Genomic DNA, 13,580 nt, shown 5'->3' on the forward strand with positions numbered 1-13,580 from the left:
GAAGGAAATGCGTTAACGCTCATTAACAAGGTGAGGGGACCCGCAGGATGCATGAGGCACCGGAGCTTCACAGCGCGGCCGATCCCGCGTCGGAGGCCTTTCGGGCCAACGAGGAGGCGCACCGCGCCCTCGTCGAGGAGCTGCGCGGCAAGCTGGCCGCGGCGGCGCTCGGCGGCGGCGAGCGGGCGCGGGCACGGCACACCGCGCGCGGGAAGCTGCTCCCGCGCGACCGCGTGGACACCCTCCTCGACCCCGGCTCGCCCTTCCTGGAGCTGGCCCCGCTGGCGGCCGACGGGATGTACGAGGGGCAGGCCCCGGCGGCCGGTGTGATCGCCGGGATCGGCCGGGTGAGCGGCCGGGAGTGCGTGGTCGTGGCCAACGACGCCACCGTCAAGGGCGGCACGTACTACCCGATGACGGTGAAGAAGCACCTGCGCGCGCAGGAGGTGGCCCTCGACAACCGGCTCCCCTGCGTCTACCTGGTGGACTCCGGCGGTGCCTTCCTGCCGATGCAGGACGAGGTGTTCCCGGACCGGGACCACTTCGGGCGGATCTTCTACAACCAGGCCCGGATGTCCGGCGCCGGCATCCCGCAGATCGCGGCGGTCCTCGGCTCGTGCACCGCGGGCGGGGCGTACGTCCCGGCGATGAGCGACGAGGCGGTGATCGTCCGCGGCCAGGGCACGATCTTCCTGGGCGGCCCGCCGCTGGTGAAGGCGGCCACGGGTGAGGTGGTCACGGCGGAGGAGCTGGGCGGCGGCGAGGTCCACGCGCGGGTGTCGGGCGTGACCGACCACCTCGCGGAGGACGACGCGCACGCGCTCAGGATCGTCCGCACCATCGTCTCCACGCTCCCCGCGCGGGGAGGGCTCCCCTGGCGGGTCGAGCCGGCCGTCGAGCCCAAGGTGGACCCGGCGGGGCTGTACGGCGCGGTGCCGGTCGACTCCCGCACGCCCTACGACGTACGCGAGATCATCGCGCGGGTCGTGGACGGCTCCCGTTTCGCGGAGTTCAAGTCGGAGTTCGGGCAGACCCTGGTCACCGGCTTCGCCCGGATCCACGGCCACCCGGTGGGCATCGTCGCCAACAACGGCATCCTCTTCTCCGAGTCCGCCCAGAAGGGCGCCCACTTCATCGAGCTGTGCGACCAGCGCGGCATCCCGCTGGTGTTCCTGCAGAACATCTCGGGCTTCATGGTGGGCCGGGACTACGAGGCGGGCGGCATCGCCAAGCACGGCGCCAAGATGGTCACGGCGGTCGCCTGCACGCGCGTGCCGAAGCTGACGGTGGTGGTCGGCGGGTCGTACGGGGCGGGCAACTACTCGATGTGCGGGCGGGCGTACTCGCCCCGCTTCCTGTGGATGTGGCCGGGCGCCAAGATCTCGGTGATGGGCGGCGAGCAGGCCGCCTCCGTCCTCGCGACCGTGAAGCGGGACCAGCTTCAGGGGCGCGGCGAGGAGTGGTCGGCGGAGGACGAGGACGCCTTCAAGGCCCCGATCCGTGCGCAGTACGAGCGTCAGGGGAACGCCTACTACGCGACGGCCCGCCTCTGGGACGACGGCGTGATCGACCCGATGGACACCCGGCAGGTCCTGGGCCTGGCCCTGACCGCGTGCGCCAACGCGCCCCTGGGTGATCCCCAGTTCGGCGTCTTCCGGATGTGAGGGGACCCCTGACGATGACTGAGCAGATGTTCGAGACGGTACTGGTGGCCAACCGGGGCGAGATCGCGGTCCGCGTCATCCGCACGCTGCGGTCGATGGGCGTGCGCTCGGTGGCGGTGTACTCCGACGCGGACGCCGACGCCCGGCACGTCCGGGAGGCCGACACGGCGGTGCGGATCGGGCCGGCGGCGGCTGCGGAGAGCTACCTGTCGGTGGAGCGGCTGCTTCAGGCCGCCGCCCGCACCGGCGCGCAGGCGGTCCACCCGGGGTACGGCTTCCTCGCCGAGAACGCCGGTTTCGCGCGGGCGTGCGCTCAGGCGGGGCTGGTGTTCATCGGGCCCCCGGCGGACGCGATCGCCCTGATGGGCGACAAGATCCGCGCGAAGGAGACGGTGCGGGCGGCCGGGGTGCCGGTGGTGCCCGGCTCCAGCGGCAGCGGCCTCACGGACGGGCAGCTCGCCGACGCGGCCCGGGAGATCGGCATGCCGGTGCTGCTGAAGCCGTCGGCGGGCGGCGGCGGCAAGGGCATGCGCCTGGTGCGGGACGCCTCGCTGCTGGCCGACGAGATCGCCGCCGCGCGGCGCGAGGCCCGCGCCTCCTTCGGCGACGACACGCTCCTGGTCGAGCGGTGGATCGACCGTCCCCGGCACATCGAGATCCAGGTGCTGGCCGACGGCCACGGGGGCGTCGTCCATCTGGGCGAGCGCGAGTGCTCCCTCCAGCGCCGCCACCAGAAGATCATCGAGGAGGCGCCCAGTGTGCTCCTCGACGAGGAGACCCGGGCCGCGATGGGCGAGGCGGCGGTCCAGGCGGCCCGCTCCTGCGGCTACCGGGGCGCGGGCACGGTGGAGTTCATCGTCCCGGGCAACGACCCCTCCTCGTACTACTTCATGGAGATGAACACCCGCCTCCAGGTGGAGCACCCGGTCACCGAGCTGATCACCGGCCTCGACCTGGTGGAGTGGCAGCTGCGGGTGGCGGCGGGCGAGCCGCTGCCGTTCGGGCAGGAGGACGTCCGGCTCACCGGCCACGCGGTGGAGGCCCGTGTCTGCGCGGAGGACCCCGCGCGCGGCTTCCTCCCGTCGGGCGGCACGGTGCTGAGGCTCCGCGAACCGCAGGGCGACGGGGTGCGCACCGACTCCGGGCTGAGCGAGGGCACGGAGGTCGGCAGCCTCTACGACCCGATGCTGTCCAAGGTGATCGCGTACGGCCCCGACCGGGCGACCGCGCTGCGCAGGCTCCGGGCGGCGCTGGCGGAGACGGTGACGCTGGGCGTGCAGACCAACGCCGGGTTCCTGCGGCGGCTGCTGGCGCATCCGGCGGTGGTCTCCGGCGACATGGACACCGGGCTGGTGGAGCGGGAGGCGGACGGCCTGATCCCGTCCGGCGTGCCCGAAGAGGTGTACGAGGCGGCCGCCGCCGTACGTCTGGAGGCGCTGCGTCCGCGCGGCGACGGCTGGACCGACCCCTTCTCGGTGCCGGACGGCTGGCGCATGGGCGGCACCCCGAGGCCGGCCGGCTTCCACCTGCGCGTCACGGACCCGGTGGAGCACACCCCGCGCGGCGCCCACACCGTCACCGACGACCACGTGGCGGTGACGCTGGACGGCGTCCGGCACACCTTCCACCGCGCCGCCGACTGGCTGGGCCGGGACGGCGACGCCTGGCACGTGCGCGACCACGACCCGGTCGCCGCGTCCCTCACCCGGGCGGGTCAGGCGGGCGCCGACTCGCTGACCGCGCCGATGCCGGGCACGGTGACGGTGGTGAAGGTCGCCGTCGGCGACGAGGTGAGCGCGGGCCAGAGCCTGCTGGTGGTGGAGGCGATGAAGATGGAGCACGTCATCTCCGCCCCGCACGCCGGCACGGTCACCGAACTGGACGTGGCCCCGGGCACGACGGTCGCGATGGACCAGGTGCTGGCGGTCATCGCCCCCGTGGAGGAGGAGACGGCATGAACGCCCCGGAACTGGGCCTGCCCATGACCGTACCGGCGGACGGACTGCCCGCCCGGGTGCGGATCCACGAGGTGGGCGCGCGCGACGGCCTGCAGAACGAGAAGGCGACCGTCCCGACGGCCGTCAAGGCGGAGTTCGTCCGCCGCCTGGCCGGGACCGGCCTGACCACGATCGAGGCGACGAGCTTCGTCCACCCCAAGTGGGTGCCCCAGCTGGCGGACGCCGAGGACCTGTACCCGGCGGTGTCCGACCTGCCGGTGTCACTGCCGGTCCTGGTCCCGAACGAGCGCGGCCTCGACCGCGCGCTGGCGCTGGGCGCCCGGCGGGTGGCGGTCTTCGCCAGCGCCACGGAGTCCTTCGCCAGGGCCAACCTCAACCGCACGGTGGACGAGGCGCTGGCGATGTTCGAGCCGGTGGTGCGGCGGGCGAAGAGGGAGGACGTCCACGTCCGCGGCTACCTGTCGATGTGCTTCGGCGACCCGTGGGAGGGCGCGGTACCGGTCGCCCAGGTGGTGAGGGTGTGCCGCGCCCTGCTGGACATGGGCTGCGACGAGCTGAGCCTGGGCGACACCATCGGCGTGGCGACCCCCGGCCATGTGACGGCCCTGCTCACCGCGCTCGGCGAGGCGGGCGTCCCGGTGTCCGCACTGGCCGTGCACTTCCACGACACCTACGGCCAGGCCCTGGCCAACACACTGGCCGCGCTCCAGCGGGGCGTCGGCACGGTCGACGCCTCCGCCGGCGGACTGGGCGGCTGTCCGTACGCGAAGTCCGCCACCGGCAATCTCGCCACCGAGGACCTCGTGTGGATGCTGCGGGGCCTCGGCATCGACACCGGGGTCGATCTCGGCCGTCTGGTCGCCACAAGCGTCTGGATGGCCGCACACCTGGGCCGACCCAGCCCGTCCCGCACCGTACGAGCCCTCTCCCACCAGGAGCAGTGAACGACCATGGACCACAAGCTCTCCCCCGAACTGGAAGAACTCCGCCGCACGGTGGAGGAGTTCGCGCACGACGTGGTGGCGCCGAAGATCGGTGACTTCTACGAGCGGCACGAGTTCCCGTACGAGATCGTGCGGGAGATGGGCCGGATGGGCCTGTTCGGGCTGCCGTTCCCGGAGGAGTACGGCGGCATGGGCGGCGACTACTTCGCCCTCGGCGTGGCCCTGGAGGAGCTGGCGCGGGTCGACTCGTCGGTGGCCATCACCCTGGAGGCGGGCGTCTCCCTGGGCGCGATGCCGATCCACCTCTTCGGCACCGAGGAGCAGAAGCGCGCGTGGCTGCCCCGCCTCTGCTCGGGCGAGATCCTGGGCGCGTTCGGCCTGACGGAGCCGGACGGCGGCAGCGACGCGGGCGCGACCCGTACGACGGCCCGGCTGGACGGGTCGACGAACGAATGGGTCGTCAACGGCACCAAGTGCTTCATCACCAACTCGGGCACGGACATCACGGGCCTGGTCACGGTCACGGCGGTGACGGGCCGCAAGCCCGACGGGGGGCCGCTGATCTCGTCGATCATCGTCCCGTCGGGCACGCCGGGCTTCACGGTGGCGGCCCCGTACTCGAAGGTCGGCTGGAACGCCTCGGACACGCGGGAGCTGTCCTTCCAGGACGTGCGCGTGCCGGCGGCGAACCTCCTGGGTGAAGAGGGCCGCGGCTACGCGCAGTTCCTGCGCATCCTGGACGAGGGCCGCATCGCCATCGCGGCGCTGGGCACGGGTCTGGCGCAGGGCTGTGTGGACGAGTCGGTGAAGTACGCCAGGGAGCGGCACGCGTTCGGCAGGCCGATCGGCGCCAACCAGGCGATCCAGTTCAAGATCGCCGACATGGAGATGAAGGCCCACACGGCCCGCCTCGCCTGGCGCGACGCGGCCAGCCGTCTGGTGGCGGGCGAGCCGTTCAAGAAGGAGGCGGCGCTGGCGAAGCTGTACTCGTCCACGGTGGCCGTGGACAACGCCCGCGACGCCACCCAGATTCACGGCGGCTACGGCTTCATGAACGAGTACCCGGTGGCCCGCATGTGGCGCGACTCCAAGATCCTGGAGATCGGCGAGGGCACGAGCGAGGTCCAGCGGATGCTGATCGCACGGGAGTTGGGCCTGGCGGGCTGAACTCCGGACCCGGCCCGCGTCCGCCGGGGCGCGGGCCGGCCGTTCCGCCGCGGGTTCCCTCAGCCCTCGACCAGGACCAGCAGCGCCGTCAGCGTCGGCAGCGGCGTCAGGAGCAGCGCCGAGCCGACGGCCCAGTGGCGGCACCGTGACGTGCCCGTGCCGCGCCGGGTCAGGACGTTGGCCGGGATCCACAGGCCGAGGAGGACCGCCCACAGCGGGACCAGGAGCATCAGCCAGGAGAGCACATCGCCGTCCACGGCCCCGCGGGAGGTGAGGCCCAGGGCCGCCGGGAGACTGCTCATCGCGAAGGACGCCGTCAGCCACAGCGGCACGATGGCGAAGACCCCGAGGGTCAGGTTGACGGCCACGGTGGGGCCCCATCGTCGAACCGGATCCATGACCAACCCCCCTCGGGTGACTGGAATCACGGTACAGGGCACACGTTTCGACATTCCGCGAGGGGATGCATACCGGGCACCCCCTGGACAGATCATGAGGTTAGGCTAACCTAAGCCTGTTTCCAGCCAAGGCCGGCTCCGTACGCACGAAAGCAGACCCTCCCATGTCGAACGCCAGTACCGCCCGCTTCTCCCGTCGGGGACTGCTCGCCGCCGGTGGCGCCCTCGGACTCGGCGCCGTGCTCACCGCCTGCGGGGACGACGACGCGAAGAGCGGCGGCTCGGACGCGACGGGGTCCGGCGCCGCCAAGTCCGGCCCGTGGTCCTTCAAGGACGACCGCGGCACCACCGTGAAGCTCGACAAGGTGCCGACGAACATCGTCGCGTTCACCGGTGTGGCCGCCGCGCTGTTCGACTACGGCGTCGAGGTGAAGGGCGTCTTCGGGCCGACCAGGACGACGGACGGCAAGGCCGACGTCCAGGCCGGCGACATGGACGTCAGCAAGCTGACGATCTTCGGCAACAAGTTCGACAGCTTCAACGTCGAGCAGTACGCGGCCTTCCAGCCCGAGGTGCTCATCTCCACGACGTTCGACGACGCCGGGACGCTCTGGTACGTGCCCGAGGCCTCCAAGGACAAGATCGCCAAGCTCGCCCCGAGCGTGGCCGTCTCCGTCTACGACCGTCAGCTGCCGGAGCCGCTGCAGCGCATGGCCGAGCTGGCCGAGTCGCTGGGCGCCGACATGAAGGGGACGAAGGTCGTCGAGGCGAAGCAGAAGTTCGAGGCCGCCGCCGAGCGGCTGCGCAAGGCCGCGAAGGCCCGCCCGGAGATCAGGGTGCTGGCCGGCTCCGCCGCGCAGGACGTCTTCTACGTCTCCGGCTCGAACTTCTCCGTCGACCTGGAGTACTTCAAGGCCCTCGGCGTGAACCTGGTGGAGCCCCCGGAGGAGGCCAAGAAGGCGACCGGCGGCTGGTTCGAGACGCTGAGCTGGGAGAACGTCGACAAGTACCCGGCCGACGTCATCATCATGGACGACCGCGCCTCGACCATCCAGCCCGCCGACATCACCGAGGCGACCTGGAAGAAGCTCCCCGCGGTCAAGGCCGGCCAGGTCATCGCCCGCTCTCCCGAGCCGATCCTGTCCTACGACAAGTGCACGCCGCTGCTCGACAACCTCGCCGAGGCCATCGAGAAGGCCAAGAAGGTCGGCTGACCGCACCCGTCGCACCCCCTCCCTCCCCGGAGCCACCCGTGAGCACCGCCGTAGCCGCCCCGTTCCGTTTCTTCGCCCTCCAGGTCGTGACGACGAGGCGGCTCGGCCCGTCCCTGGTCCGGGTCACCTTCGAAGGCCCCGACCTGCGGGAGTTCCGCTCCGACGGGCGCGACCAGTCCCTGTCGCTGTTCCTGCCGCATCCGGGGCAGGACGAGCCGGTCGTACCGGTCGGGCTCGGTGAGGACTGGTGGCGGGGCTGGCGCGAACTGCCGGACGACGTACGGGCCGTGATGCGGTCGTACACGCTCCGGGGGCTGCGCGCCGACGCCGAGGGGCGCACCACCGAGATCGACATCGACTTCGTGCTGCACGGCGTCGCCGAGGGGGCCGGTCCGTCCGCCGATGCGGGCCCGGCCTCCCGCTGGGCCGCCCGCGCCGCCGTCGGCGACCGGGTGGTGCTGCTCGGCCCCGCGGTCGCCGACAACCGCGCGATCCGCTTCCGCCCGCCGGAGGACACCGACCTGGTGCTGCTCTGGGCGGACGAGACCGCCCTGCCGGCCACCGCCGCCGTCCTGGAGACCCTCCCGGCCGGCACCCGCGCCCGGGTGTGGCTGGAGGTGCCGCACTCCGGGGACGTCCAGGACCTGGCGACCGACGCCGACGCCGAGATCACGTGGCTCGTCGGGAACGCGCACGACCAGGACTCCCCCATGGCCCTGGACGGCATCCGCACCGCCGAACTCCGGCCCGCCGAGCGGCCGTACGTCTGGATCGCCGGGGAGGCGGGCCATGTGAGGCTGCTGCGGCGGCACTTCGTGGGCGAGCGGGGCATCGACCGCAAGCGGGTGACGTTCGTGGGCTACTGGCGCCGCGGGCTGACGGAGGAACAGCTGCGCGAACAGGGGTAGCCGCGAACGCGCTCCGCCCCGATCACTCCTGATGCGGGAGTGATCACAGTCACGGCCGTGACCGATCTTATGGCGTGTTACTTAGGTTAGGCTAACCTAAGTAACACACCGCCGGCCTTTCCCCGCACCGGATCGTCCCCACCGGAGGACCCCCACATGCGCTCGCACCTGCTCAACGACACCACCGCGGAGCACTACCGCCGCTCCGTGACCCAAGGAGTCGAGCGGGTGGCGGCCAAACTCGCCACCACCGACCGGCCGTTCACCGGCATCACCGTCGACGCGCTCTCCCCACGCATCGACGGCATCGACCTCGACCAGCCGCTGCACGACACCACCGCCGCGCTGGACGAACTGGAGGACGTCTACCTCCGGGACGCCGTCTACTTCCACCACCCCCGCTACCTCGCCCACCTCAACTGCCCGGTCGTCATCCCGGCCGTGCTCGGCGAGGCCGTGCTCTCCGCCGTCAACTCCTCCCTGGACACCTGGGACCAGTCGGCCGGCGGCACCCTCATCGAGCGGAAACTCATCGACTGGACGACCGGCCGCATCGGCCTCGGCCCGGCCGCCGACGGCGTGTTCACCTCCGGCGGCACCCAGTCCAACCTCCAGGCGCTGCTGCTGGCCCGCGAGGAGGCCAAGACCGACGACCTGGCGAAACTGCGCGTCTTCGCCTCCGAGGTCAGCCACTTCAGCGTGAAGAAGTCCGCGAAACTGCTCGGTCTCGGACCCGACGCCGTGGTGGTGATCCCCGTCGACCATGACAAGCGCATGCAGACCGTCGCCCTCGCCCGCGAGCTGGAGCGCTGCGCCGAGGCGGGCCTGGTCCCCATGGCCGTCGTCGCCACCGCCGGCACCACCGACTTCGGCTCCATCGACCCGCTGCCGGAGATCGCCGAGCTGTGCGCGCGGCACGGTACCTGGATGCACGTCGACGCCGCCTACGGCTGCGGCCTGCTCGCCTCGCTGAAGCACCGCGGCCGCATCGACGGCATCGAGCGCGCCGACTCCGTCACCGTCGACTACCACAAGTCCTTCTTCCAGCCCGTCAGTTCGTCGGCCGTGCTGGTGCGCGACGCGGCCACGCTGCGGCACGCCACCTACCACGCCGAGTACCTCAACCCGCGCCGCGCGGTGCAGGAACGTATCCCCAACCAGGTGGACAAGTCCCTGCAGACCACCCGCCGCTTCGACGCGCTCAAGCTGTGGATGACGCTGCGCGTGATGGGCGCCGACGGCATCGGGCAGCTCTTCGACGAGGTGTGCGACCTGGCCGCCGAGGGCTGGAAACTGCTGGCCGCCGACCCCCGTTTCGACGTCGTGGTCGAGCCGAGCCTGTCCACCCTGGTCTTCCGCTACGTCCCGGCCGCCGTCACCGACCCCGCCGAGATCGACCGGGCCAACCTCTACGCCCGCAAGGCCCTGTTCGCCTCCGGTGACGCGGTGGTCGCGGGCACCAAGGTGGCCGGACGCCACTACCTGAAGTTCACCCTGCTCAACCCCGAGACCACGGTGTCCGACATCGCCGCCGTCCTCGACCTGATCGCCGGCCACGCCGAGCAGTACCTGGGAGAGTCCCTTGACCGCGCTTCCTGAAGCCCCCGAGACCACCTACGACTTCGTGGGGATCGGCCTGGGCCCCTTCAACCTCGGCCTCGCCTGCCTCACCGAGCCCATCGACGAGCTGAACGGCGTCTTCCTGGAGTCCAAGCCCGACTTCGCCTGGCACGCCGGGATGTTCCTCGACGGCGCCCACCTGCAGACCCCGTTCATGTCGGACCTGGTCACCCTGGCCGACCCGACCTCCCCGTACTCCTTCCTCAACTACCTGAAGGAGAAAGGGCGGCTGTACTCGTTCTACATACGGGAGAACTTCTACCCGCTGCGGGTCGAGTACGACGACTACTGCCGCTGGGCCGCCGGCAAGCTGAGCAGCATCCGCTTCGGCACGACGGTCACCGGGGTGACGTACGACGAGGGCGCCGGGCTGTACGCGGTGGCGACGGCGGCCGGTGGGACGTACCGCGCCCGGCGCCTGGTGCTCGGCACCGGGACCGTGCCGTTCGTGCCCGAGCCGTGCCGCGGACTGGACGGCGGCCTCTTCCACAACGCGCAGTACATGCACCGCAAGGCGGAGCTGCTGGACAAGGAGTCGATCACGATCGTCGGCAGCGGGCAGAGCGCCGCCGAGATCTACTACGAGCTGCTCTCCGAGATCGACGTCCACGGCTACCGGCTCAACTGGGTCACCCGCTCCCCGCGGTTCTTCCCGCTGGAGTACACCAAGCTGACCCTGGAGATGACGTCCCCGGACTACATCGACTACTTCCGCGCGCTGCCCGAGGAGACCCGCTACCGGCTGGAGAAGCAGCAGAAGGGCCTGTTCAAGGGCATCAACTCGGAGCTGATCGACGCGATCTTCGACCTGCTGTACCAGAAGAACGTCGTCAGCGGCGACCGGCCGGTCCCCACCCGGCTGCTCACCAACTCCTCGCTCACCACCGCCCGGTACGAGGACGGCGGCTACACGCTCGGCTTCCACCAGGACGAGCAGGACAAGGACTTCGAGATCCGCACCGAGGGCCTGGTCCTGGCCACCGGCTACCACTACGAGCCGCCGGCCTTCCTCGACCCGGTCCGCGACCGCATCCGCTTCGACGGCCACGGCCGTTTCGACGTCGCCCGCAACTACGCCATCGACGTCACCGGCCGCGGCGTCTTCCTGCAGAACGCCGGCGTCCACACGCACAGCATCACCAGCCCCGACCTGGGCATGGGCCCGTACCGGAACGCGACCATCATCCGCGAACTGCTCGGCACCGAGTACTACCCGGTCGAGAAGACGATCGCGTTCCAGGAGTTCGCCGTATGAGCAGTACGAGTAGTACGAGCAGTACGAACATCGGTACGTTCACCGTCCGCCCCCTTGACCCGCTGAAGGACGCCGAGCTGCTGCACCGCTGGGTGACCCACCCCAAGGCGACCTTCTGGATGATGCAGGACGCCGAGCTCCAGGACGTCGAGCGCGAGTACATGCGGATCGCCGCCCACGAGCACCACCACGCCTACCTGGGCCTGCACGACGGCGAACCGGCCTTCCTGATGGAGAAGTACGACCCCCGGTACGTCGAACTGACCGGCCTGTACGACCCCGAGCCCGGCGACGTCGGCATGCACTTCCTGGTCGCCCCCACCGACCGGCCGGTGCACGGCTTCACCCGGGCCGTCATCACCGCCGTGATGGAGGAGCTGTTCGCCGACCCCGGCACCCGGCGGGTGGTGGTCGAGCCGGACGTGACCAACAAGGCGGTGCACGCCCTGAACGAGGCCGTGGGCTTCGTGCCCGAGCGTGAGATCGACAAGCCGGAGAAGCGCGCGCTGCTGAGCTTCTGCACGCGCGCGCAGTTCGAGGCCGCCCGAGGAGTATCCGTATGACCCTGTCCGACGCCGTGGCGCACCTGTCCCCCCACCGCTGGGCGCGGGCCAACCGCCTGCTGATCCGCAAGGCGCTCGCCGAGTTCGCCCACGAGCGGCTCATCACGCCGGAGGCCACCGGCGACGGCGGGTACGTCGTCCGCAGCGACGACGGCCTGACCCGGTACGCCTTCACGGCCACGCTCCGCGCCCTGGACCACTGGGTGATCGACGCCGACTCGATCACCCGCCGGCGCGGCGACGCGGAACTCGAGCTCGCGGCCCTGGACTTCTTCATCGAGCTGCAGAAGTCGCTGGGCCTGAGCGAGGAGATCCTGCCGGTGTACCTGGAGGAGATCTCCTCCACCCTCTCCGGCACCTGCTACAAGCTCACCAAGCCGCAGGTCCCGGTCGCCGAGCTGGTCGACGCCGGCTTCCAGGCCATCGAGACCGGGATGACCGAGGGCCACCCCTGCTTCGTCGCCAACAACGGGCGGCTCGGCTTCGGCGTCCACGAGTACCTGGCGTACGCGCCGGAGACCGCCAGCCCGGTGAAGCTGGTGTGGCTGGCCGCGCACCGCTCGCGGGCCGCGTTCACGGCCGGGGTGGGCATCGCGTACGAGTCCTTCATCCGGCAGGAGCTGGGCGAGGAGACCGTCGAGGGCTTCCACGGCGTCCTGCGCGAGCGGGCCCTCGACCCCGACGACTACCTCCTCATCCCCGTCCACCCCTGGCAGTGGTGGAACAAGCTGTCCGTCACCTTCGCCGCCGAGGTGGCGCGCGGACACCTGGTCTGCCTGGGCGAGGGCGACGACGAGTACCTGGCCCAGCAGTCCATCCGCACCTTCTTCAACACCTCGCACCCCGAGAAGCACTACGTGAAGACGGCCCTGTCCGTCCTCAACATGGGCTTCATGCGCGGGCTGTCCGCCGCCTACATGGAGGCGACCCCGGCGATCAACGACTGGCTGGCCCGGCTGATCGACAACGACCCGGTGCTGCGGGCCACGGGGCTGTCCATCATCCGCGAGCGGGCCGCCGTGGGCTACCGGCACCTGGAGTACGAGCAGGCCACGGACCGCTACTCGCCGTACCGGAAGATGCTGGCCGCGCTGTGGCGGGAGAGCCCGGTGCCGTCCCTGAAGGACGGGGAGTCGCTCGCCACCATGGCGTCGCTGGTCCACGTCGACCACGAGGGGAAGTCCTTCGCGGGCGCGCTGATCGCACGCTCGGGGCTCGCCCCTGCCGAGTGGCTGCGGCACTACCTGCGGGCGTACTACGTCCCGCTGCTGCACAGCTTCTACGCCTACGACCTGGTGTACATGCCGCACGGCGAGAACGTGATCCTCGTCCTGGAGGACGGGGTGGTGCGGCGGGCGGTCTACAAGGACATCGCCGAGGAGATCGCGGTGATGGACCCGGACGCGGTGCTGCCGCCGGAGGTCTCCCGCATCCGGGTGGAGGTCCCGGACGACACGAAGCTCCTGTCGGTCTTCACGGACGTCTTCGACTGCTTCTTCCGCTTCCTCGCGGCGAACCTCGCCGAGGAGGGCGTCCTGGACGAGGACGGCTTCTGGGGCACGGTCGCGGAGATCACCCGCGAGTACCAGGCGTCGGTGCCCGAGCTCGCCGACAAGTTCACCCGGTACGACATGTTCGCCCCCGAGTTCGCCCTGTCCTGCCTCAACCGCCTCCAGCTCCGCAACAACAAGCAGATGGTGGACCTCACGGACCCGTCCGGCGCGCTCCAGCTGGTGGGCACGCTGAGGAACCCGATCGCGGGGCGGTAGCGGCCCCCCTACCGATGGGCGTCCCGGAGTACGGTCCTCCGGGGCGCCCATCAGCACGAGCACCCGTGAACTCCGGTGCTCCACAAGGGAATCCGAACGAGGTACGGACCACTCTCCGGC

11 protein-coding genes are annotated in these 13,580 nt (G+C 71.0%); 10 read left to right on the forward strand and 1 reads right to left on the reverse strand.

Annotation, left to right across the window (positions count from 1 at the left end):
- Positions 1-47 precede the first annotated feature (47 nt).
- The 4 genes from AB0A94_RS07590 to AB0A94_RS07605 are packed head-to-tail and all read left to right on the forward strand — an operon-like array spanning position 48 to position 5,733.
- Entirely contained in the window at positions 48-1,664 is a 1,617-nt protein-coding gene (locus AB0A94_RS07590) for a carboxyl transferase domain-containing protein (protein ID WP_361740287.1), read from the forward strand.
- A 26-nt stretch (positions 1,665-1,690) separates the two neighbouring features.
- Entirely contained in the window at positions 1,691-3,622 is a 1,932-nt protein-coding gene (locus AB0A94_RS07595) for an acetyl-CoA carboxylase biotin carboxylase subunit (RefSeq protein ID WP_361740618.1), read from the forward strand.
- Positions 3,619-4,566, forward strand: a complete 948-nt coding sequence (locus AB0A94_RS07600) for a hydroxymethylglutaryl-CoA lyase (protein ID WP_361740290.1) — start codon at positions 3,619-3,621, stop codon at positions 4,564-4,566. Before AB0A94_RS07595 ends, AB0A94_RS07600 begins: the two co-directional genes overlap by 4 nt.
- 6 nt (positions 4,567-4,572) lie before the next feature.
- Positions 4,573-5,733, forward strand: coding sequence for an acyl-CoA dehydrogenase family protein (locus AB0A94_RS07605; RefSeq protein ID WP_361740293.1), 1,161 nt, complete (start codon positions 4,573-4,575; stop codon positions 5,731-5,733).
- A 59-nt stretch (positions 5,734-5,792) separates the two neighbouring features.
- Here AB0A94_RS07605 and AB0A94_RS07610 read toward each other — a convergent pair whose 3' ends face one another.
- Positions 5,793-6,101 carry a hypothetical protein gene (locus AB0A94_RS07610; RefSeq protein ID WP_361740296.1) on the reverse strand — a complete coding sequence of 103 codons (309 nt, stop codon included), beginning with the start codon at positions 6,099-6,101 and terminating at the stop codon, positions 5,793-5,795.
- 194 nt (positions 6,102-6,295) lie between these two features.
- Here AB0A94_RS07610 and AB0A94_RS07615 point away from each other — a divergent pair, with 194 nt between their 5' ends.
- The 6 genes from AB0A94_RS07615 (at position 6,296) to AB0A94_RS07640 (ending at position 13,460) form a co-directional block, all read left to right on the forward strand.
- Positions 6,296-7,345, forward strand: a complete 1,050-nt coding sequence (locus tag AB0A94_RS07615; protein ID WP_361740299.1) for an ABC transporter substrate-binding protein — start codon at positions 6,296-6,298, stop codon at positions 7,343-7,345.
- 38 nt (positions 7,346-7,383) lie between these two features.
- On the forward strand, positions 7,384-8,253 hold the full coding sequence (locus AB0A94_RS07620) for a siderophore-interacting protein (protein WP_361740302.1): 870 nt from the start codon (positions 7,384-7,386) through the stop codon (positions 8,251-8,253).
- 156 nt (positions 8,254-8,409) lie between these two features.
- The gene (gene desA, locus AB0A94_RS07625; RefSeq protein WP_361740305.1) at positions 8,410-9,852 is read left to right on the forward strand and encodes a lysine decarboxylase DesA; all 1,443 of its coding nucleotides are present in this window, start codon (positions 8,410-8,412) and stop codon (positions 9,850-9,852) included.
- Positions 9,836-11,128, forward strand: a complete 1,293-nt coding sequence (locus AB0A94_RS07630) for a lysine N(6)-hydroxylase/L-ornithine N(5)-oxygenase family protein (RefSeq protein WP_361740308.1) — start codon at positions 9,836-9,838, stop codon at positions 11,126-11,128. The genes desA and AB0A94_RS07630 overlap by 17 nt, the downstream gene beginning before the upstream one ends.
- On the forward strand, positions 11,125-11,691 hold the full coding sequence (locus AB0A94_RS07635) for a GNAT family N-acetyltransferase (RefSeq protein WP_361740311.1): 567 nt from the start codon (positions 11,125-11,127) through the stop codon (positions 11,689-11,691). The genes AB0A94_RS07630 and AB0A94_RS07635 overlap by 4 nt, the downstream gene beginning before the upstream one ends.
- Positions 11,688-13,460 (forward strand): IucA/IucC family siderophore biosynthesis protein, encoded by a 1,773-nt coding sequence (locus AB0A94_RS07640; protein ID WP_361740313.1) that lies wholly within the window; start codon positions 11,688-11,690, stop codon positions 13,458-13,460. The genes AB0A94_RS07635 and AB0A94_RS07640 overlap by 4 nt, the downstream gene beginning before the upstream one ends.
- The last annotated feature ends 120 nt before the right edge of the window (positions 13,461-13,580 follow it).

The organism is Streptomyces sp. NPDC044984, assembly GCF_040646935.1.
Taxonomy (GTDB): domain Bacteria; phylum Actinomycetota; class Actinomycetes; order Streptomycetales; family Streptomycetaceae; genus Streptomyces.